The 23,014-nt window shown below is 52.0% G+C and carries 8 protein-coding genes; 7 read left to right on the plus strand and 1 reads right to left on the minus strand.

Features of this window, described 5'->3' with window-relative positions:
• The first annotated feature begins 100 nt into the window (after window positions 1-100).
• The 3 genes from EYB31_RS11610 to EYB31_RS11620 all read left to right on the plus strand — a co-directional run bounded on the left by EYB31_RS11610 (window position 101) and on the right by EYB31_RS11620 (window position 6,788).
• The gene (locus EYB31_RS11610; protein ID WP_131013485.1) at window positions 101-2,128 is read left to right on the plus strand and encodes an alpha-amylase family protein; all 2,028 of its coding nucleotides are present in this window, start codon (window positions 101-103) and stop codon (window positions 2,126-2,128) included.
• Window positions 2,129-2,309: 181 nt separating this feature from the next.
• A complete protein-coding gene (locus tag EYB31_RS11615; RefSeq protein WP_131013486.1) occupies window positions 2,310-4,628 on the plus strand; it encodes a helix-turn-helix domain-containing protein in 2,319 nt (772 codons plus the stop codon).
• A gap of 45 nt (window positions 4,629-4,673) precedes the next feature.
• A complete protein-coding gene (locus EYB31_RS11620) occupies window positions 4,674-6,788 on the plus strand; it encodes a hypothetical protein (RefSeq protein WP_131013487.1) in 2,115 nt (704 codons plus the stop codon).
• Window positions 6,789-7,381: 593 nt separating this feature from the next.
• On the opposite strand, the gene EYB31_RS11625 is transcribed toward EYB31_RS11620, so the two are convergent.
• Complete coding sequence (locus EYB31_RS11625) at window positions 7,382-8,263, minus strand: cation diffusion facilitator family transporter (RefSeq protein WP_131013488.1); 882 nt, start codon at window positions 8,261-8,263, stop codon at window positions 7,382-7,384.
• Window positions 8,264-8,636: 373 nt separating this feature from the next.
• Between EYB31_RS11625 and EYB31_RS11630 the strand changes: the two genes are divergently transcribed.
• From EYB31_RS11630 to EYB31_RS11645, 4 genes are all read left to right on the plus strand, one after another.
• Window positions 8,637-8,984: a VOC family protein gene (locus tag EYB31_RS11630; protein ID WP_131013489.1), complete on the plus strand. Its 348-nt coding sequence runs from the start codon at window positions 8,637-8,639 to the stop codon at window positions 8,982-8,984.
• A gap of 228 nt (window positions 8,985-9,212) precedes the next feature.
• The gene (locus tag EYB31_RS11635) at window positions 9,213-9,896 is read left to right on the plus strand and encodes a S1 family peptidase (protein ID WP_131013490.1); all 684 of its coding nucleotides are present in this window, start codon (window positions 9,213-9,215) and stop codon (window positions 9,894-9,896) included.
• Window positions 9,897-9,940: 44 nt separating this feature from the next.
• Window positions 9,941-15,319 (plus strand): hypothetical protein, encoded by a 5,379-nt coding sequence (locus EYB31_RS11640; RefSeq protein WP_131013491.1) that lies wholly within the window; start codon window positions 9,941-9,943, stop codon window positions 15,317-15,319.
• An 81-nt stretch (window positions 15,320-15,400) separates the two neighbouring features.
• Complete coding sequence (locus EYB31_RS11645; RefSeq protein ID WP_165452357.1) at window positions 15,401-22,966, plus strand: S-layer homology domain-containing protein; 7,566 nt, start codon at window positions 15,401-15,403, stop codon at window positions 22,964-22,966.
• The last annotated feature ends 48 nt before the right edge of the window (window positions 22,967-23,014 follow it).

Genomic DNA, 23,014 nt, shown 5'->3' on the forward strand with positions numbered 1-23,014 from the left:
ACCAGGTTCTTGATGACGATAAAAACGGCTATTCGCAGGTAAGCCGGCTGCTTCTTAAGCACCGGCTCTACTGCGGAACGCTTCACGAGGAGAGGATAAGATGAACGCGCAATCCAAAGCATGGTGGCAGAAGCCGCTGCGGGTCATTCAGCCCAACTTGCAGGTACGAGATACGGAGCGGATAGACCCCCAGCGGCTTGCCGCACAGATGAAGGACATGGGCGCCAATACGATCGTTTTTAACGTGGGCGGCATTTACGCATGGTATGCGACACAAGTGAAGTATCATACGGTCAATGAGTTTTTGCCTGCGTCGTTTGATTTGCTCAAGGAAGTGATAACCGCCTGCCACCGCGAGAATATCCGCTTCATCGCCAGGTTCGATTTCAGCAAAGCCGAAGATACGGTATATTTGCAGCGGCCTCAATGGTTTGTGCGCAATACTGAAGGCGAGCCGCAAATTATTGGAGCGAAGCGGCCCGGCAATTGGTCGATGCTGATGTCCACCTGCATTAACAGCGCCTACCGCAGCGAGGCGGTTGCGATTCCCGTGCTGAACGAGGTGCTGGACCGTTATGAAATCGACGGGATCTTTTTTAATGCGCCGAATTTTGTGGCGTGCTCATGCGAAATATGCAAACGCAAATATAAGCAGCGTTACGGAATCGAACTGCCTTCCGAACCCAACAATTATGAGCCGGATTGGGCTTCCACGTGTCTGAGAGACAATATGGACGCTGTCTACGGCGCCATCAAGCAAAAAAATCCCGAAGTTCCGATGATTCTTTATTACAATTTGTACCGCGATAATTTATTCGACCGTGCGCAAACGACCGACATGTTGTGTACCGAACCGCAGGATATACTGTCGCTTGGACACCATCATATTCCGGAATTTTGGAAGCCTGCGCTCAGCATCAAGTTAGGCCGATCGCTGCCCGACCGGCCTGTGCCGTTTGGCATCGTGCATTCCTCGCCGGGCATGGACTGGCGTCATACGGGGCTGCCGCCTGCGGAATACCGCTTCTGGCTGTCGCAAATCCCCGCGCATGGGGGCAGCATTTGGCATTCGTTAACGGGTATCCCCGATACGATCGGAGACAAGCGGATATTGGAAGTTGTTAGTTCATTCAACAAAAATGTAGAAAAAATTGAATCATATATGGAAGATGCCGCTCCGCTTTCTCAGGTTGCGCTGATGTGGACGGCCGATTCGGCGGCCGAGGGCTGGGCCGACGGCTTGATTAACAATCAGACGCCGTTTGATGTGCTGCTGACCGAGCAGGCGACCGTGGAAAGATTGTCCCGGTATAAGACGCTGATCCTCCCTGAAGGCATGAGTTACTCCGAGTCATTTACGGAAAACGTCATTTCGTTTGTCGAGCAAGGGGGGCATGTTGTTGCCGAAGGAGCATTGCCGGACAATGAAAAGCTGCTCGAATTGCTCGGTATTTCCGGGGAAATGTTGTCCGGAGAATCGCTTGTGGCTTCGTATCTCCGCTTTGAAGGCAGCGGTAATCCGCTGCAAAAAGGGCTGGAGCAAACGGAGCTGATCGCCCACCGGGGCCGGGTCGTCTACTGCCGGACGGCAAGTGATAACACAGAGGTGCTGGCGACGCTGGTGCCGCCATTTTCCCCGCTGGAAAGCGTCGGCGCTCCGCCGGAACGGGCTTCGCTACCGGTAAGCCATACCGATTTGCCGCTGGCCGTATTGAACCGGAGAGGACTGGGGACTGCGCTGTACCTGCCGTTTTCGCTCAGCCATCTGATTAACGAATATAAGCTCGTTGAACATTACCTGTTTTTATCAAATTGCGTAGAAATAGGATATGGCGAGAACAAGCTGGTGGAGGTAACTCCATATCATGGCATGCAGCTTACTATGTTTGAAAAAGACGGCGCCAGACTTGTGCATCTGGTCAACGGAGCGGGCCGTAGACCGCTCGCTACGACGGTTCCATTGTATAACATCGAGCTCCGGCTGCTGCTTGATGAAGGCGCGGAGGTAAGCGGGGTGCGCAGGCTTATTTCCGAGGAGCCGCTGGATTATACAATAGCCGGCAACCGCCTAACGGTGACTGTCGACCGCTTGGACGTGTGGGAATGTTTGCTTGTCGAGTTTAAATAAGGGAATACGAATGCCGTAAACAGACATTTATTGCCGCGCATCGCGTACTGCGGTCATGACAAGAAATGTCTGTTTTTTGCCGCGGGCCTGTTTTGTACAATGGCAGTAAGGCCGCGCAGCATGCAACCATTGATGCGAACCGACTTCATCCACCCTTGCCGGCCGCAAAGGAGCGTTAGACATGAGGAATTGGCTGCTAGGGATCGTGAACCGGCTGCGGACTTTATTGCCGCGCACTACTTATTTCAATCGGCTGATCTGGTTTGGCTGCTTGTCCGTTTCCATTCCCATCGTTCTTGCGGGAAGCACTTATTATCATGTTTCTATGGTGAAGCTGACAGACCAATACAAAGAAGACAACAAGGCATCGCTGCTGCTGCTGAAAGACCGGATGGAGAACGCATTTTTTAATATCGAATCGGATTCTTTGAAAATCGCGAACAATCCGACAATCAAAGACAACCTGGGCAAAGCCGGGTTCAGCAGCGATATTTTTTTGCAGATCTTGATTTTGGACACGCTTCAGCTTCATAAAAACTCCAACAGCTTCATTAATGAGATCGTTTTTTACGATAAGCAATCGGGATTTGTGTTGTCCAATAATTACGGGTATATGGCCTATGAGCAGTTTTTTGAACGTGAAGACGTCGAAGCCGCGATGCGCCAGAAGGAGCAGGCGAGATGGACGTATCTTCCGCAGAGCGGAAAAAACGGTCTGGTGGCGTTTGTGCGGCTGATTAACGGAAACGACCCGCAGGGCGCCGTCATCATCTATGTCAAGGAAAGCCAGCTGCGCAGCATGCTGATGAATCATGCCGCTTATTCCAAACATCAATCGTTTATCGTTGTTGATTCGTACGGCAGCATCATCCTTCATTCCACCGACAATCATTGGCTTGGCCGTCCTGCTGAGCAAATGCCCGGCTTAACCCAAATCATGGCCGATGAAATGAACTCAGGGATGCATGTCATGCACGGGGAAGAGGACGATACGCCGCTGTTGGCCGGATTCAGCAAAACGACGGTCGGCAGAACGTACATCTCTTTGATCCCGGAGGATGAGATGCTTCAGCAGCTCAGTTGGATTCGCGCGATGATCGTGTTTTCCGTCATCCTATTTTTGGGCATGGGCATTGTGCTGAATTGGCTGGCTTCGAGAAGAGCCTACAATCCGATCGAAAAGCTGCTTCAATACGGAGAGCAGCTGCAGCACGGGCAGCAAGCGGCGTCGAAGGAAAACGAGATTGAGTACATCAAATCATGCCTGCAATATTTAAGCGAGCAGTCGGTATCACTCGAAAATTACTTGAAGCAAATCCAGCCCAATCTGCGCGACCGCCTGCTGCAAAAGCTGCTCAAGGGCGGTGCGGGAAGCCGCTCGTCGCTGCTGGAGGAGTGCGGGCAATTCGATATTCCGCAGCAGGGCAATTATTTCGTGCTTGTGACGATTGTGGAAAATATGTTTAAGGAAAAGCGGTTCCTGCCAAGCGAAGGGGCTATCGTCACATTTGCCGTAACCAACGTCATCAACGAGCTGCTGGTCAAATCGGGGCTTACCGGTTATGTGGTGGAGCAGGGCGAAAAAGAAGGGGTGGCCGTTCTTCATTTTCAAGAGGAAACGGACAAGGACCAGATGCTGAGGATGGTCAAAACGTTCGCGGAGGAAATTCGGCGGGCTCTGGCGGTATATTTATCGTTTTCGGTATCTGTTGGCATCGGCGGCATTGCCAAGGATGCGGTGCGTTTGTGCGAATCGTACCGGCAAGCCCAGCGGGCTTTGCAGCACCGGATGTTCGACGAAACGCAATCGGTGCTGTTCTACGACGAACTTGGGCAGTATGGACAGCAGAATCTGTTCTCGTACCCTAGAGAGCTGGAAAAACAGATCGTCGAAGCATTGTCCGGCGGCGAATTGGCGCTAGCGGAGCAGGCGTTGGACACTTTCGCCAAACACGTTAAAGTATCGGGTTCCTATAATGCGATTTTTCAATGTTATTATGTGCTGTTATCGTCGATCATCCAATCGCTGGAGGAGAAGGGACCGGGCATGATCGATTCGCTTGGAGACAATTGGTTCGATCAGTTGAAGGCTCGCCAGACGTCGCGTGAAATTTACGAATGGTTTATCGAAATCATATTTCCCTTGTACCAGCAAATTACGGAGGAAAGCAGAAAAATGGGCGCCAAGTTTGCGGTGCAAAAGGTATGCAAGCATATTAAGGAATATCCTGGAGCCGACCATTCGTTAATCGACTGCTCGGAGCTTGCAGGCATGAGTCCGTCTTATTTCAGCCGGTTGTTCAAAAGGGAGGTCGGCATCTCTTTTGTCGAATATGTGATGGAATACAAGGTCGATATGGCCAAGCGGCTGCTGCAGGATACGGACCGCAGTGTGATGGAAATCGCCGAAATTGTCGGTTACTCCGAGCGCAACTTAAACCGGACGTTTCAACGGCATGTAAGCATGACGCCCAAGCAATACCGGGTATCGCTGAGGTAATCGTTTACAAGCGGATAACAACTTAATCATATGGGAGGACCGAAAATGAAGCTGATATACGACCATAAAGATGCCATGATCCGGTTTGGCGTGGAGCAGATCAAAAAAAGTTTGGCACAAAACGGCGTGTTTTTCGTTGAGCAGTTTTCTTCATTTACGGCGGGCGGGCTGCTTCCGGCTCGCGGGATCGTTGCAACAAGGCGGGTTCCACGCAGAGGAGAAGCTCCGGCTTACGCCAAAGAAGCTTTCCGCATATACCGCACGGGGGAGCGTATCCATATTGAGGGTTCGGATTCCCGCGGCGTCATGTACGGCTGCATGGAATGGGCCGAACGCCTGGCGCGGGGAGAAGGGCTGCAGGACGGTGAGGACATCAGCCGCCAGCCTGCGCTGGGCATGCGCGGCATCAAGTACAATTTGCCGTACGCCCCGTTTGATTCGGGCGATCCGTTTGTGCTGAACGAAGAGACGTGCCTGAACATCGGTTTTTGGAAGGCGTACATCGATATGCTGGCCTTAAACCGCTACAACTGCTTGAGTCTCTGGTCGGAGCATCCGTACCATCTGATGGTTGTATCGCCGAAATACCGGGCAGCCAACCCTTACAGCGACGTGCAAATCGACCGCAATATCCGGTTTTTCCGCGAGTTGTTCCGTTATGCAGCAAACAGAGGCATCGACGTCTACTTATTTACGTGGAACATCCGGATCACCCCCGAAGTGGCCAAAGGGCTGGGGCTGCCGGAAGCCGTAGGGGATTTTGGCAATATGTACGACGACCTCATTCATCGGGGCGGCATCACGTTGAACCGTTTCCGCGGACAATCGGACATCATTCGCGACTACATTCGCGAAATGGTGCTGCAGCTGCTGCTTACATATCCTGAGCTGAAGGGGCTGGGCACATCGGCCAGCGAATGGATGGACGGCACCGGTTATGAACGGGAGCAGTGGATCGTGGAAACGTATGTGGAAGCGATCAAGCAATCCGGACGCGACATGCCGTTTATTCACCGTACCAATATGCAAAATGCCGGCAAAGAAATTAAAGACATGGTGCAAAACAAGTTTGATCCGCAAAAGTTTTATATCAGCTGGAAATATTCGAATGCCCATTGTTATTCGCATCCGCTGCCGCAGTTCGAGAAGCTGTGGAACGCCTGGGAGGGCATCGACCTGGAGACAACCCAGGTGCTGTATACCGTGCGCAACGACGATGTGTTCACCCACCGCTGGGGAGATCCCGATTATGTGCGGGCTTATGTAAAAGGCATGCGCAAGTCTTACGTGAAAGGTTTCTATTGGGGTGCGGACGGCTACTTGTGGGGCCGGGATTTTCAGCATGCCGATCATGGGCACAAAACGTGGAAGTACGATTTTGAACGCCATCTGTTCCAGTTCCAGCTGTGGGGCCGGCTTTCCTACGATCCGGCAACGGGCGACGACGTGTGGACGCATCTGCTGCGGGAGCATTACGGGCCGGACCACGCACCGATGTTTCTGGAAGGCTTACGTCAGGCCTCCAAAATCATTCCGGCCGTCAACCGCCTGTTCTGGATCGACTACGATTTTCAGTGGCACGCCGAAAGCTGCTTGTCGCAGGTCAGCGGCTTCAAGACGATACTGGATTTTGTGAACGGCGAGTCCATGCCAGGCGTCGGCGTGATGAGTGTCGCTGATTTTGCCAAAGCGGAACGCGAGGGAGCGGCTGATGCCGCATCGTTAGCGGGCGAGGCGTCGGAGGCAGCGGCTTCGTCATACGAGACGCCGCTGGACATCATCCGCATCTTGCGGGATGCTTCGGCGCAGACGGAGCTCGCCTGCGAAACGTTGACCAAGAGCCTAGGCGAGCTGTGCGGCGGGCATGCGGATTGTACGCTTCACGATTTGCAAGGTTACGTGGAAATGGGGCGGTATTACGAGTGCAAGTTCGCCGCCGCTCTGGAATTGAACCGCTACCGGCTGAGCGGAGATGAGTCGCGTAAAGCGGCTGCCGTGACGCTGCTGGAAAAGGCTTATACGCATTGGGAACGGCTTGGACATATATGGAGCAAACATAACAAACCGTATTTCATGGCGCGGGTCAAGATGACGTTTGGTTATCCGTATTATCTTGACGATGTGCGCAAAGATATCGAATTGGCGCGGACGTTCGAATAATCTTTTTGCCAAGCGGTGAAGGCGTTAAAACGGCGGGAGGAGCATCTGTAACGGACATCTTCGTCACTATAGTTGGCCTTATGCATGCGAACGTCATGCTCCAACGCTAACGGACAGGCGCGCCGTTATGTGGCCCAAAAATCGAGGTTATCATTTTTAACGGACAGGCGCGACTTTATTTGCCCAAAAAAGCCGGGGAAACCACGATGGTAGGTCAAATAAGAGCGCTGGTGTCCGTCCCTATTGAGCAAACCACAGATTTGGTTTATGTAGCTGTGCTGATGTCCGTTAAAAAGGGGGCTCCTCCAACGTTGGAGGTTACACAATGGTTGGATGATGCTCAACGTTTGGATGATGCACAATGAATCGACAGTCTCTCTCAGTCCGTGATCCTTCCGGATGGTTTTATGTCCAGAACGGGTCGCCGCGCATAAAAGAAGCTTGATCGTTCCTGTGACGATACTTTGGTTCATTGACTTCTTATTCTCACAACATTGCATGCTTATCCCCAGCCTACGCACGATAAGTAACTCCACGCACATAAAAAGGACCTGGCAGTTCAATCGAACTCCCAGGTTTTTTCTTTTTTTGCACTACCGATTCGCAGCCATATACGGTTCGATGTGAATGTGCACATGGGAAATGCGGTGCGACTTAAAGATTTGCTTTTCGATTTGCTCCGTAATTTCATGGCTCTCCGCCACATTAAGCTGATGATCGACCCCGATCGTCACATCGACCAGCTTGTTGTTGCCGTGGATCCGCGCTTTGATATCGACGATTTTTTTAACCCCAGGCACGTTTCGGATCGTCTGTTTAATAGTTTGCAGCTCCGAATCGTCAAAACCGTCTGTCAGCGCATGTGTCGCATCGCGAAAAATATCCCAGGCCGTCTTGCATATAATGATGCCAACAACGATGGCGGTTAACGGGTCAAGCCAAGGCAGTCCGAATTGTGCGCCGAGGATCCCGATAAACGCGCCGATACTGACAAAGGCGTCGGACCGGTTATCCTGCGCGGCAGCCATCATGGCGTGGCTGTTGATTTTTTTCGCCAAACGCACATTATACAAATAAACGAGATAGATCATGCCCGCACAGAACAGCGCTGTCCAAGCGGCAATCATATCGGGAGATTCGATCGTTGGGACGGCAAACTTCGAAACCGATTGATACAATACCTGCAAGCCGACCAAAAACATAATAAAAGACGCGATAAGCGCGGCTACGGTTTCCGCCCGGTAATGGCCGTAGCGGTGATCTTTATCCGGCGGTTTGCGGGATATTTTTAAACCTATCAAAACCGCAAGCGATGCGATAATATCCGTCGAGTTGTTTAACCCGTCCGCCGACAGCGCCTCCGAATTAAAGAAGTAACCTACAGCCAATTTTGTTATCGCTAGAATAATATAGGCGGCTATGCTCAGCCATGCGCCTTTCTCGCCTTGTCTGATCTCATCATATGCGCTTTCCATCTGAAGCCTCCGTTGATTTAGAATTACAAATGATATGATAACTGACAACATCCGTGTGGGTCTAGAGAAACAGTTTTGTTATAATACCCAAAAATAAGCGCGGTCAAACAGTGTTGTACTTGCCCAAAATATATGTAAGCGCTGCCGAAGTTGGTTTGGCAGGGAGGCGCTGACCGTTGCCGGGTTGAAATCTGTCGTGAATTCACTTCACGAGTATTGCTTCACGGGAAATATCTGCATAAGAGAAGCCGGCGCGACGCCTTGAGTCCACTGAAAAGGCGAATGCCGGCGCTTTTGAAATTTAGAGATGAGAAAGAGGAAATATGGAGCATCCGGAGAATAATTGTGGTAAAAATGCTCTGGAGGTCATGTTATGCAGCCTGTGTTTAATCGGATCGGCGGGGTTTTTATTCCGGTCAGCAGTATCGAAGCTGCACGGGATTGGTATTGCGATCTATTGGGTTTACCGTCAGCCGGGGAGATCTTTTTCGGCCATATTTACGTGCTCCCGATGGAAGGGCCGGATATCGTGCTGGATAGCAAAATTTACAGCCCGGACAATGTGTATAAGGTGCCAGCGCTTCAACTGCGGACGGATAATATCCAAGAAGCTTACGAATACATGCAGAGCAAGCAGGTCGAATTCATAACCGGGATTGAAAATAACCATTGGTTTAATTTCAAGGATCCTGACGGCAATGTGTTGATGATATGTAAATAATTGTCCGTCCCAAAAAGTTAAATATTGTATTTTTTTACGAGAGCAGCCTGCTTAACGCAGCTGCTTTTTTTGTTTTGTTACACAATGAGCAATTAAATCCTTATTTTAACTTTTCTTCTTCCTGATTCCATGTTCCAGGTCTTGTGAGATTTTTGAGAGAACGCCTTTTTATAATAGGTTAGGTATCATCATCAGACCTGCGACGAAAGTCACAAAGGAGATGTCGAAATGAGACGAACAATTTGGACGATGATGCTGGTTGTCTTGGCATTGTTCCTGTTTCTCGGCGAATCCGCTGCTCAAGATGACCGTCGGGACAAATATGACGGGGAAAGCTTATATGCCGCAGTAGAGCAAGCGGTATTCTATGTCAGAGCATTTCGCTCCGACGGTACGCTGAAAGATGTGGGCAGCGGTTTTGTGATTCGGCCCGACGGTACGGCATTGACCGCTTATCATGTAGTGGAGGAAGCGGACAAAGTCGAATGTGTGCTGAGCGACGCTTCCGTTGTATCTTGCCACACGATAACGGAGAATAGCACGGCGGATACAGCGGTACTTAAGCTGTCCCCCTCAATAGACGCTTCGGGAACCGAGAGCCCATTCCCGTTCATACGACTGCGGACAAACGCGCTGAAACATGGAGAGAACATTTTCGCCGTCGGTTATCCCATGAAGGACACTCCAATCATTACGGAAGGCATTGTAAACGCACCTCGCGCTCCGATCAACGGAAGGGATCGTATATTGGTGTCTTCACAGCTCGTGAGCGGCATGTCCGGCGGACCTTTGTTGGATTCGTTTGGGTATGCTGCCGGGATCCTGTCGGGTTCTCTTCGCGCGATGAACGGCATTCATCTGGCTGTAGACTCGCAAGCGGTGCAGCAGGTGCTAGAACAAGACGGACATTAGCCTATTGCTAGATTTTTTGCAGCAGACAGGGAGGAGATTACAGAATGAAATTGGGTAAAGGTTTGGGGAAAATAGCGGGGCTGATGGCTGCCGTTCTCCTGCTGGCTCCGATACTATCGGCGATTTCTCCGCAGGAAGCAAAGGCGGCTGGCGAATACGAGGACAGATATGTTTACGTAGGGGCCAAAATCATGAACAACAGCTCTACCGGCGTCTCATGGGGCGGTGAATCGGACTATGCGTCCAATCTGGGAAGCTACAACATGTGGTCCGTATTTTACAATCAAGCCAAGGAGCCGTCGAAATATCCAGGCATATGGGGGAAATCCGAGGACGGTGATTGGGAGCCTGGTGAATACGATGATGACTATGCCAACGGCGCCGGAGTTTATACCGTTGACGGGCATTTTTGGGCGGTTATCGACGTTAAGCAGATCCCGGCTCTTAAAGCTTTGGCCGACGGTAAAAGCGCCAAATACAGGGTAAAGGCCCGCTTGAATTCAACAACAAGCAACGGGGCCTATATTTGGGCCTATGCCAGCAAAAATTATGACTATACGGGATTTGAACTAGATGAGAAATACAGCGCCAATTACCAGAATGCCACCTCCAAATTCGAGGGATATTCCAGATCTACCGATCCGGATAGAACCGTGGATTCCGGTTGGTTGTCTTTTAACGCCGATGATTACATCGTAATTCAGACGGAAACAAATGACGGCGGAACTCAAGTCGAGGATATCGTATTGAGCTTTGGCGACTTTGTCGCTCCGGTGCTTTCGGATTATACGTTTACGTCCGACGGCACGGAGAGAGTCAATAATGCCGGACAGCAAGAGTTGTTTTTGAAAAATAACGAGTCTCTGCAGCTGCAATATAACTTCAGCAAACCTGTAAGAGCAACCAACCTCGCAGCTCAAGTGTTCGACAAGCACTTTCTGTACACGGTGCCGGACGGCCAAGGTTTGCCTACAGATAACCAGACCCAGGGCATGAGTATGCCTGACGGCTTTTATGACAATTCCATCAGTTACAATCGGAGCGATGCCGACACGTTCAAATATATCAAGCAGTTTCCTTACGCATATAAGGCTTCGGTTTATCACCATACCGGCAATAATCCGATCGGCAACGGCGGAGAACTGGAGACCAAATTCCAGAATGCGTTGCACAGCATGAAGGACAGGCTGGCGGCAGCCGATTTTCATGACGCGGCGGGGAATCCGCTTACGGATATGTCGAGCTTCTTGAAAGCGAACCCGAGCAGTCAAGGCTTTTTAAGCAACCGGACGGTTAATCCGTTTGATTATAATCACGGAGGCTATAGGATCATCGTGGACGCTGTGCCTCCCCAATATAATTTGACAGGCAACGGCATCACGCCGGAAATTCCTTCGGGACTTGTATTAAATGAAGGGAAAGAGATCGAATTTACCGTTCAGCTTACCGAAGATACGGTAGTGAAAGACGGGCTTTCGACGGAGGGGCTGTATCTTTTATTCAATAACGGAATGAAGGCCAAATACGCCGCTCAGGAAAATACGGGACCAAACACGAAGCTATGGAAATTTAAAATGACAATTCCCGTCGGGTTGAATGTGGAAACCCCGCTGTTAAAAGCGATTGCCCTGACCCACGAGGCAAAAGGGACGGATACGGGAGTTATCCAGGATTACGCCGGCAATCTGCTTATGGATGAAGCCAACAAGGACAGAGCTCCTTCCCAGGATCCCTCCCAAGCGGTGCCTTATACCAAGATCGACTGGGCTAATCTGTCCATTGATAATACGCCGCCCGAGATCGGCTTCCGTTATTCTCCGGCCGGAGTGAGTGGCACCGTATACGGAAAATCCGGAAAAATCACAATCGATGCCACAGACCCGGATATTAAAGTGCCTGCCCTTGATCCGGATCGAAGCGTCGATAAACGGCCGAGCAAAGGCATCTACCGTCCAGGCAACATGACTGGGGTACAACCCGGGCAATCGCCGGAGGTGGGGCTGGTGTATTATACGTGGAGCCAGAGCCCTGCCGATCCGTTCGCAGGGAAGGAAGAGGACCGCTTTGCGGCAATCAAGCGTTATTCCTTGACGGCCAAGCAGCCAGGTGAAGATTTGTACCCCGGCAACACGGTAACGTTGAAGGTAGTCAACAATAAAACCAATACGATCGAGCCGCCGGCAGCCGCCTTAACGGAAGAGAACAGCGGAGCCTGGTATCTTCACACCTGGACGGCGGACATGACCTGGGATTCGGCAAGAGAGCTTATGCAATACGGTAAAATGAAGGCTTTTAAGGCGGCAAACGCTGCGAACTTTAATGGCTGGATTGCCGAATACAAGATGAACAATCCGGGGGCTTCCGATGCGGACGCCGAAAAATATGCCCAAGACAAGGCAATGGTGCAGGTAGGAAATTATTCGGAATGGCCGCTTGACGACTTCAAGCAAGACGATTCCAACTGGACGTATGAAAAAGGGACGTTACTGTTGGACAACAAAAAGCCGAAAATCGACTTTGGAGCGCTCAGCGGGAATAACACGCCGGAGGTCAAGGTGCAGGTAACCGTTACCGATGAGCACAGCGGCGTAGGAACCAAGCAATTCCAATGGGTTAAGCAGGGAGCGGAGCCGCAAGAGATAGACTGGTCGGATGTTCCGGCGAGCGGCGAAATCACGACCTTCAACCATGTGCCGGAGGACGGGGCCTATCAATTGGCCGTGAAGGCGGTGGATAAGGCGGGCAATCAGATCATTGAAAAGATGAGCGCCTCTGTAACCGTAGATTCCTCGGTGAGAGTCAACGCCGCCTTCGATCCGGAAATGAACGGCAGCTATACGAAAAGTCCGGAGGTCCGCTTCGCGATGAACGGAATTAACGTAGAAAACGTCAGATACGCCGTGACGGGATCTTCGGCCCCTCCTGCCGATTATCCGTCCGTCGCACAGTCTGTTTACGGTACGGTGAGCGGCTCCGTTTACGGCACTGTGAGCAATTCCGTCTATGGGGGCGGGAACGGCTTGGTGTATGTGATTCCCGCAGATCCCCAAATCAATGGGACTTATGGGGTTTATGTGAAGGTCAAGGAAGCGGGTACAGAAAGATACTACACGTATTCCAAGCAATATTTGGCGGACAACGAGGCTCCGCAAATCACATTTAGCAAAAATGGCGTCTCTTATCCCTCCGAGCAGCAGCGTGTTGTCGTGACCGTAACCGATCGGCTAAGCGGCGTGGCATTAAAGAAATACCAATGGTTAAGAGCTGACGCCGAGGCGCCTGCTAAGGAATCCGGCGGATGGGTGGAGCTTCCGGGAGATGGGGCGGTGACGATTGATTCTACGCGTTTGTCTCCGGGTGAAACAGCCGACTTTATGCTTTACGTGCTCGGCGAGGATGCCGCAGGCAACAGCGCCGTAGCTCATACGGGAGCGTTCAAGGTGTCTCGAAAACCGGCAGCGGAGGTTCCTGCTGCCGCGAATTCGGACTTGCTCTATATATACGAGGAGGTCGGTAACGGGTATACGGCGGTCGTGAGGCTGAACCTGGAAAATCCTATGAAGGAAGGCTACAAATACGCCATTTCTACGGACGGAGGAGTTTCCTGGAGCAGGTGGCTTCCCTACACCAATTTTATCGAAGTAGGGGGACTTAAGGATCGCAATTCCGGACATTTCCTGCTTAAGGCCAAATTCAGAAGCCCGGGAGGCGCGGAAAGCGCGGCTGTAAGCTTGAATGCGAGCTCCGTTTCCATCGACGAACCGGTATATGCAATTGCAACACACAGCACGTTACGTCCTGTGAAGCCGGAAAACTTTGTTCTGGAGTTGAAGGTTCCGGCTGGCATTCGGGCCGTGCCATCGGCGGGACGCAATCCGTCTGAGCCTACCCGGAAGGGCAACAAATTCAGCATCGCCCAGAACGGTGTTTATTCCTTTGACCTGACTGATCTGTCGGACAGCTCAAGAACGGATACGCTTTTGGTTGTAGTTGACAATTTAGACTCCGTGCTTCCTGTAGGAAGCATTGAATATTCTATGACAGCGAGTACCAACAGCCATGTCATTGCACGGCTGGAAACTTCCAAGCATGTAAAGGTGTTAAACAATGAAGGAAGATTCGTTTACACCTTTAACGAGAACGGAAACTTTACATTTATGTTTGAGGATGAGGCAGGCAACGCGGGATCCGTCACGGCAGCGGTTTACAACATAGATAAAACTCCGCCGGAAGCGAGAGTCGTACGTTCATATGCCTACGGGGAAAACGGAGGCAACACGTTCAAAACGATTCAAGACGGAAGCGGCCAAGTTCTGTTGTCCCAGGGGGTTGTGCTGAATGTGGAGAAACCGAATGCCGAGGCGAAAAATTTCCAAATTGTAAGGGGCACAAACGGCACGGTTCTTTACCAGAACGGAGAAGGGAAATTTACGATAGTCGACGATGCGGGCAATTCGTCAGTCGTCAGCGACGAAATTTCCACCATCGTTCCTTATTTGCCCGACCCTGCCAGCATTAAATATGAGTTTGTCGATGATGACGGAAATGTGCTGCAAAACGATCGCATCGTAGTTATCGACGGCGTTAAAGTTGCCAAAGGCAAGATGAAGATCACCTTATCCGGTCGCGTGCAAGCTCCTAACCAGGTGTTCTTGGGAACCGCTCCGGCAAAGGACGGTTACGGGGATTACACCAACCTGCTTAGCGATGCAAACGGAAACTACAGCTATTCCAAAATTTACGCGGCGAATGGTGAGACTGCCCTGGCGATCAGCGATGTTCTGGGCAACGTCAACAAGCTGCCTATCGTTGTGCAAGGACTTGACAACAAGCCTCCTGTCATTACTTTGAACAAGCCGATTGCTTTTGTCGAGCGGAACAAACCCAATTTCAACGCTTTAACCGACCTTGGAGGTTTCACTGTGACCGATGACCGGTCCAAGCCGGGCAACATTGCTGTAGAGGCCAGCTATTTGGATTCATCAAAGATCGGCGGACAAACCGTGACTTATACGGCCAGGGACGAAGCAGGCAACATATCCACGGCCGAGCAGAAAGTATACGTGCTGCCTGGCGACGGCCTCATGATTCTGGGCAATGATCTTCTGATTTCCGCAAGCCAATCGGAGAAAGTGCTGTTTGACACGAATGTCGTGAACTTCAAAATATCCAGATACAATCTGATGGACGTAGCGGGAGAAACCTTGGTGAACGAACGTGGAACCTACGATGTGTTCTACCAAAGCGGGCTTTACCGCGAAGGTCAGATGAAATATGTCGCACAGGGTCTATCCCTGGAGGAGCTTCTAAAGAAATCCTTCACCGTCGAGTTTCCTAAGACGGGCTGGTATACCCTCATTGTCAGAACGCAGGAAAGAGAGCGGGAGTATACCACATTCTTTATAGGAAACATGGGCCGATAAATCCTAAGACAGGCTAAGGAGGAAGTAACAACAATTATGAAAAGCTTGAGAAAAAGGCTCTTTGCATGTATGGTTTACACCTTGCTTATATCACTGCTTATGAGCGTGGTTCCTGTGGCTGCGCTGGCCGAGGAAATTCAGAAGATCGGGGTCACGACGATTTCCAACGACTTCATCAAAGTCACCGTTGACAATCAATCGGGACGCTTCGGGATCCGTACGGTCGGAGGGCAGCCTGTAAGGAAAAAAGACAAGGGCGTCAATATGCTATTCGGCGGAGATGATCCGCAGACGTCCTTCACCACCTTTCGGATTGACGGAACGGATTATATTTTCGGGAATCCATATAAATTTGCTGTCGATTTCTTTTCCGAGGTGACTCAGCCCCAGATTGTAACCAACACCGACGGAACCAAGCAGATTGAAACGGTGTGGACGATCAAGGGAATCCAAATCAAGCAGATTCTGATGCTGTACACAAATTCGTCGGACAAACAAAATGCCGGCAACGTCAATGTAAGATACGAGGTTGCGAACAGCACGGGAGCCGAAGTTCAGATCGGCAGCAGAATGCTGCTGGATACGATGGTTGGGGGAAATGACGGCCCGGCTTTCCAGATTGGCACCTCCTATAAATCGCCTCTTACTGTGGAGAGAAAGCTGGTTCATAATCCCGAAGATGACCCGGCCATATCGGAGAGGGAGCGGCCGCTGTACAAGCTCCCCCCTTACTGGGTGATGAGGGATAACCTGGATTTGACCAATCCATTGGCTACCAATGTGATTGCATACGGGTTCAACAATTTCTCCGAGAAAAATGTCAACATTGTAGACGAGATGATCGTCGGACATTGGAACGGCCTTGCCAATACGAAATGGGATTACACAGTCAATCCGAATCTGGATTTTACCCGGGATACCAATGACTACGGAACTGCCGATGCTGCAGTGGCTCTCTATTGGAATCCGAAAAAAATCGCCTCGGGCGGCGTCAAGAGCTTTGAAACCGTGTATGGCCTGGGGGAAATTATCCAGCCGGACAAGGTGTTCTCCATCCGCTATATGGACCCTGTGGACCAGCTTGCTACCCTTGATGACGCAAGCGCCTATCAGGATGAGGGCATCTTTAACATCACAGCCGAGGTGGAAAATCTCCAGGCATTTCAGATGGAGCATTCCTACATCGATCTGGAGCTCACGCTTGACGGCGGTCTTGATTTTGTACAGCTGGATGAACGTGGAAATATCGTCAGAGACGCTAAAGGAAACGCCATGACGACTCCTTATAGGTCCTCCGCTTTGACCCTTCGGAAAGAAGCCACGCCGGAGGAAGCAAGCCAAGGGATCCAGCCCAAATACAAACCCGGCGATACCGTCTCCGTATCCTTCAAGGTGAAAGCGAAGGGCAGGGCCTGGCCAACGGTGAAGCAGTACCTGCTTACGGCCAAAAGTCCCGAGACAAGCCAAAAGGTGGAAACGATTCAGGATGAAGGAATCAAGGCGGAATACACGTCCTCCAAAGGAGGGTTCGTCTTCTTGCCCCCGGTAGGAACGGCAACGCCTACTTACGTGTACGCCATGTCCCCGGAGGAGGCGTACAGCAAGGATGACAAATATATCACGCTCAATATGTCCAATATCGAGGCGTATAACACGGGAAACCAAAACGTAGCTCCCAACTTTGACCTGTTCTTCAGAGAAGTGCTGACGGGAAAACGATACAAGGTTCCGGTCAAGGATTCGGTCATCATCCAACCTACGGACGAAGGTCTTACGGGTGATATGCGGATTACGTACCGTACCGGCGATTTGGTGGATGACTATGGCAAGGTGCTCTCCGCGGGCCTGGGACCGGAGCTTCCGCTTGGCGAGTATCGGGTGGAAATTGATTTTAAGGGCGGAGCGGACGAGGAAATGTCCGCCATGTACAGCGTCAAAACGCCGAAATCGTTCCGGGTTACAGATAACGATAAAGCGAGAATCCGCGAGGCGAAAATTTTGACGGTCACCAAAACGACCGTCGATCTGAGAGTGAACGCTTTGGGCGATGTGGTGAATCCGAGCGCCAAGCTGACCGAAGTAAACCGGGCATACCCCGGCTACAACGTGGCCAATATCGGCCAGCTAACTGCGGATGCAACGAAATTTGCCGCTTTTAAAACCGCGCTGGTAGGAGCCAGTAAGGCGATAGACCCTACTTACGACGAGGCGGGGCTGGTCGATTTTCAAAATGTGGCCGCTTATCGGGTCGAAACCTTCCAAAGCGAAGACGAATTAAAGCGCAGCAAAAGCGGCGGCGACGAGATGCTGGTCGAAATTCGCGGCATGATCAAGCAGATCGGCAGCGGGGACAAAGCGGAATACGTGGTCGATACGAAAACGGAACCGGCCATTATCAACAAAACGGTAGCTTATAAGGGCAAGGACATCGTGTTTGTCAAAGGAAAACTTGAGGCGCTTGGCATGAGCAGCGATCTCCCGTTCCTAAGCACATTGTTTGTCAAAGGGGACGGCGACCTCACCATCTACAACAGCGGTTTCCTCTTCTACCGCGGAGAGTGGACGCTGGACTTCTACAACAGCTTCAAAAAGACGTTCAGACTGAGCCAGGAGGAGCAGGACGCAAAGGACGAGCGGGCCCGGCAGAAGCTGGCCGAAGAGAAAGCCAAGAAAGCCAAGGATAACCCTGAAGACAGCACCTTGAACGGTGCGCTGGAGTGGGCGAAAGGCGCGGCGAGAGAGAGAATGAATCCGCTGCGGCAAATCGCGATTGATAAGGTTTATTTTAATAAATACAGCATGTATGCAACACCTGGGTTTTCAATTAGCGGCCTTTCTTTGGCCTTGAGCGAATTTTTGCTTCGCGAGGATGGGGTTTCCTTTGCCGGCAAGCTGAACCTGAAGGTGTTGGAGCCTGAGGTAAAAGATGTGCTCTTTAACCAGAAGGGTTTTGTAGGCGTGGATGCTGCCTTGAAATTCAATTTGGAGAAGGATATGGGCCTGCTGGCGTCTCAGAATAAGAAAACAGGGGAAAAAGACGCTAAAGGCAAAGATATCGTCGTCAAAGGCGAAGGAACGACAGGGGACGTGTCGGGAGAGTTTAATGTCACCCACTATGTTCAGAAGATGCCGGGCATATCCAACAAGTATGGCATGAAATTTCAGGCGGAGCTCAAAAACATCGCCACGATCAGCGCGGAACTCGGGTTCAAGCAGGTGGCCGACGGCAGAGTGCTGCCCGACGTCATTGCGTTTGGCGCCGAAGATATGGATCCGGGCGTTCTGATCACCGGAGCAACGTATTTAACGGGCGTAAGAGGTTCCGTTCGTGAACTGGCAGATACGATTGCCGGAGGCAGCGGCGGAGTGCCTCTGACCATTGGAGCCGGAGTGGATATTAAATTCGGACTGCCTCCTGCGACATTCTACGGCTCCATCGATCTGCTGCTGAGGATGTCGGGAATCAAGCTTGAAGGAAAGCTTGACTACTCTCCGAGCCCTTCGTCCAAAAGAGTCGAGATGCTGACGATGGCGCTGATCGAGGCGCAATGGATGACCCCGTGGTTTGTGCGGGCCGAGGCCGAGCTGGATGTATTCGGCTGGGATGTCATTATCGGCAACGCCAGAATCTTCGTCGGTCAGAATCTGGAGAAGAACCGGGTCGATTTTGACGGTTTTGTCGGGGCGAAGGTGCAAATCCCGTCGAGTGTTCCTATCGTTGGCGGTATTAAATTAGGCAGCGTGTTCATGGGACTTAACAACGATAAAATATGGGGCGGCATCGGCATCGGCATTGGCTTCATCGTGATCGAAGTGGGCGTCACCTATTACTGGAGCGGCGACCTGGAGTTCGGCACCTCGGGAGAAGGTTTGCCGGAAGGTCTTGCTTACCTTAAGTTACAGGATCCGGAAGACAGACCGAAGCTGGTTGTGATCGGGGAAGGCATTCAGCCCGTGGCTACGTCCAAGGTGTGGGATGAAAATCAACTGCATGAGATCCAATATCGCAGCGCGGGAGATGGCGTCAGCATCCTGGATAATGGTTCGATGGATGTCGGCATCGGCGGGATTACCGTTTCGAACGGCGGCAAAAATCATAATCTCCCGATGAGTAGCGTGACCGGAAACGGCTTGCTGGAGGTGGAGTATTTCGGCCAACAAACTCCTGAGCTGATATTGGTGGACAATACGCGCGGAACCCAATATCCGGTTGTTTTCTATGAAGCCGGCGCTGCGTCCGCATCGACCGGGACTGTCGCGGAGAAAGGACATTTGCCGGCGTACACCCAGTTTATTCAAGGCTCTCCGTCAGAAGGCACAACGGACCGGAGAAAAGCGTATGTCGCGATTCCCAAAGAGGTGATCAAGGGAGGAAGCTGGACGCTGTATGCCAATCAGACTGTGGAGACCAAACTGCTGAACGTGCCTCTTCCTTCTACTTTGGAAGAAATCAAGCTGACTCCGGATACCTCCGATACCAAGTTGTTTAAAGCATCATGGAAGGTTGGCAGCGTCAAAAACGGAGATACCGTGAGCCTCTATCTGTCCAAGGATGCGGTTACCGGAGAGATGGCTGCGGCAAAAGACAGCAACGGCCAAACGGTGCAAGTGCCGGCTGTCGGAGACCCGGGAATGCTGATCGCCAAAGATGTGCCGGTCGATTTAACGGGTACCGGAAGCAAGGTCATTGATGTCAGCCAGGTACCCCTGCTGGGCGGTATGGAAGATATACGCGGATTGATCGGCCAGGGAGATTATTATTTGCGAGCGGAGCTGCACTCGGTAGCGGGCTTCTCGACCAAAAGCTCCGCTGAGAAGTTCCGCATCGTCGACCCGCTGGCCCCTGAGGCGGTTAGTCAGGTGAAGATCGTTCCCGTCGGCAATGGATATTTTGATCTATCCTTCAAGCCCGGCAAGGAAAAACCGGAACAAAAAGGATACCCGCAGAGCTATAATATCGATGCGCTTCAAGAATCAGCCGGAGGAAAGCTTTCAGCCTATCCTCCATTCGGCGGCATCACGCTTGAAGGGGAAGAACTACAAAAGTATTGGAATGAAACCTCCGGTCAATACGAGCATATCCGTGTTGGCGGATGGAATGCGGTTTCCAGCTCCAACCAGGTGGATCATGATTCCCTCTCGGGAAGTTCCGTAGGGGCACAGGTGAAGCATACGGGTTTTGAAACCGGAAATGAATATGTGATCGGCGTCACGGCGGCTGTCAAGCCTCCGAAAAGCGTGGATCAGCACGAGAATTGGCATAGGTCTGACAGGGCGGACTCCGTTAAAACGCTGCTGCCTGTACCGAGTAAGCCGAAGCTTTCGTCTCCTACGGGCAAGATGGGAGCCGAAGGGAAATCAATTACGGTGCTCACCGCAAATACAACCCAGCGCATCGAGCTTGTCTCCGATCAGCAGGATGTAGAGGTGGAAGCCGTTTACTCGGAGCAAAGCATAGCGTCCTTGGAGCTTTCGGGCCAAGGAAGCGGCAGCTCGGGCGTATTGAATCTGAGCGGTTTTCCTACAGACGGCACCTACGGCATCGAGCTGAGAGCCAAAAACAAACATACGGGCGACTTCTCCGTCACGATGCTGTATTTAACGGTGGATACGACCGCACCTGTCATCTATATTTCTTCTCCCGGCACAGGGGACAGAACTTCGAACGGAAGTATTGCCGTATCGGGGACGACCAGCAATGATGCCGAGCTTACCGTTAATGGCACCCGCATCGCGGTGCAGCCGGACGGTACATTCGCGGGAACCGTGCCTGTAGCGAGCAAGGAGCCCGGGGTCAAGCTGAATTTTGTCGCTGTGGATGGAGCGGGGAATCGAAACGAGGCGGTTGTCGATGTGACCAATGACGGTTTCAAGGCGCCGACTGCCCTCGTGTTAAGGAAACCAGCGAACATGGCGCTGGGAGAAAGCAAAAAGGTGGAAGCTTTCCTGAGATACCCAAGCGGGAAGGACGCGGCGGGCAAGGTGAGTTACCGGGAGGTGCCCGTCCCTCGCGAGGATATGGATAAGCTGGTCTTCTCAAGTTACATGGGAGAGGCGGTTCAGGTCGGGGAGGACGGAACGCTGAAGGCGGTGAAGTCGGGCTCCAGCATCGTTAGCGCCAGCTACAACGTATCTGAAGATACGGCGATAAGCTCGCTGACGGTCGTGAAGGTGCCTGACTTGCTGGAAGCCTTGTCGGTAGTGTCGAGTCCGATCGGCAATACAACCGGCCAAACCAAACTCAGCGTGTCGAACGCCGGTAGTATGGACGGAGCGGAGCTGGTGTACAAGGTTGGCGCGGCTGTGCCTAAACTGTACGAAGACTTGTCCCGCTGGACGCTTCTGCCTTCCAATATGATCGTGCCTGCTGCCGATGGCGACTATTTGGTTGTTGCGAAGAGAAGCTCCGAAGACAAGCGGGCCTTGGGGGCAAGCCCAAGAATCGCGGCCCAGGTCTGGAAGCAAGGCAGCGGCGGAGGAAACGGCGGCGGTGGAGGAGGCGGTTATGGCGGCGGAGGCATCTCAACGGTGTCTACGATCGTCAACGGCAAGTCGGCCCTCGGACAATTGCAGAACGGCGTGCTGACGCTGACCGTTGCGGGCAAAGATCTGAACGCCGGAGAAATCCGTATTGCGGCAAGCGATGCATCGGCTCAATCGTATATTTTTAATCTGGATCAAAATGTTAGAGCCGACCAGGCGATTTATATTGACACACACTTGGCTTCCGTGCAGATGAGCGCCAACTCGTTCCGGCAAGGGACGGACGGTTCCCAGGTGAAGATATCCAGAAGCAGCAATTCCGAGATGCAGAATTTTAAGGCCCTTGCTGACGGAATGAACGCCTGGCTATTAGGACAAGGAGTCGCTTTCGAGCTTCCTGTGAAGGATGATCGCTACGCGGTTGTCAGAATACCGGTTCCGGATGACATAGCGGCCGGAGAACTGACGGCAGTTATTCTGAAGGATCGCGACGGCAGCTGGACAACGATCCCGTGGCGGCTGGATATGTCCGGCGGCAAAGCTTATGTGGAAGCCAATCTGACGGGCAACGGCAGCATCGCTTTTATCGGCAGCCAAGCATCATTCCATGATGTCGGCGATGACTTCTGGGGCAAAAACACCATTCATGAGGCGGCGTCGAAGCTGTTGATGGTCGGCCGGGACGAAGGCGTTTTTGCTCCGGACAGCGAGGTGACAAGAGCGGAGTTCACTACGGTGCTGCTGCGTGCGGCGGGCCTCATGAACAAAACCGCATCCTCACAGTTCAGCGATGTAAGCGCCGGCGACTGGTTCGCAAGGAGCGCCGCTATCGCTTCGGATAGAGGCATCGTCAGCGGTTATGAGGATCATACCTTCAGGCCGGATCAAGAGCTGTCCAGGCTTCAAGCTATGGTCATGGCGGGTAGAATGCTGGATTATGCGGGAGCGGCAAGCCCTATCGGCGATGAAGAGGTCAAAGACATTTTAAGCTCGTTTGCCGATAATCCGGCATTGCCGGAATGGGCCGCAAGATACGTGGCCGTCAGCGTGAAGAATGGAGTCATTATGGGAACGGATGCGGGACTCGACGCGGCGGGCGTGCTGACAAGAGCACAGTCTGCGGCAATTGCGATCCGGCTGGGGAATCTTCTGGCGCCCAAATAATATACGGACAGCTATTCCATGGCCCGGCCTGAAGCCTGAACGGTTTTT

It is taken from the genome of Paenibacillus thalictri, from assembly GCF_004307995.1.
Lineage (GTDB): Bacteria > Bacillota > Bacilli > Paenibacillales > NBRC-103111 > Paenibacillus_AF > Paenibacillus_AF thalictri.

What these genes read in the sequence shown, in the direction of transcription:
- EYB31_RS11610 (WP_131013485.1), top strand. Translation starts at nt 101, where the DNA reads ATGAACGCGCAATCCAAAGCATGGTGGCAGAAGCCGCTGCGGGTCATT.
- EYB31_RS11615 (WP_131013486.1), top strand. Translation starts at nt 2,310, where the DNA reads ATGAGGAATTGGCTGCTAGGGATCGTGAACCGGCTGCGGACTTTATTG.
- EYB31_RS11620 (WP_131013487.1), top strand. Translation starts at nt 4,674, where the DNA reads ATGAAGCTGATATACGACCATAAAGATGCCATGATCCGGTTTGGCGTG.
- EYB31_RS11625 (WP_131013488.1), bottom strand. Translation starts at nt 8,263, where the DNA reads ATGGAAAGCGCATATGATGAGATCAGACAAGGCGAGAAAGGCGCATGG.
- EYB31_RS11630 (WP_131013489.1), top strand. Translation starts at nt 8,637, where the DNA reads ATGCAGCCTGTGTTTAATCGGATCGGCGGGGTTTTTATTCCGGTCAGC.
- EYB31_RS11635 (WP_131013490.1), top strand. Translation starts at nt 9,213, where the DNA reads ATGAGACGAACAATTTGGACGATGATGCTGGTTGTCTTGGCATTGTTC.
- EYB31_RS11640 (WP_131013491.1), top strand. Translation starts at nt 9,941, where the DNA reads ATGAAATTGGGTAAAGGTTTGGGGAAAATAGCGGGGCTGATGGCTGCC.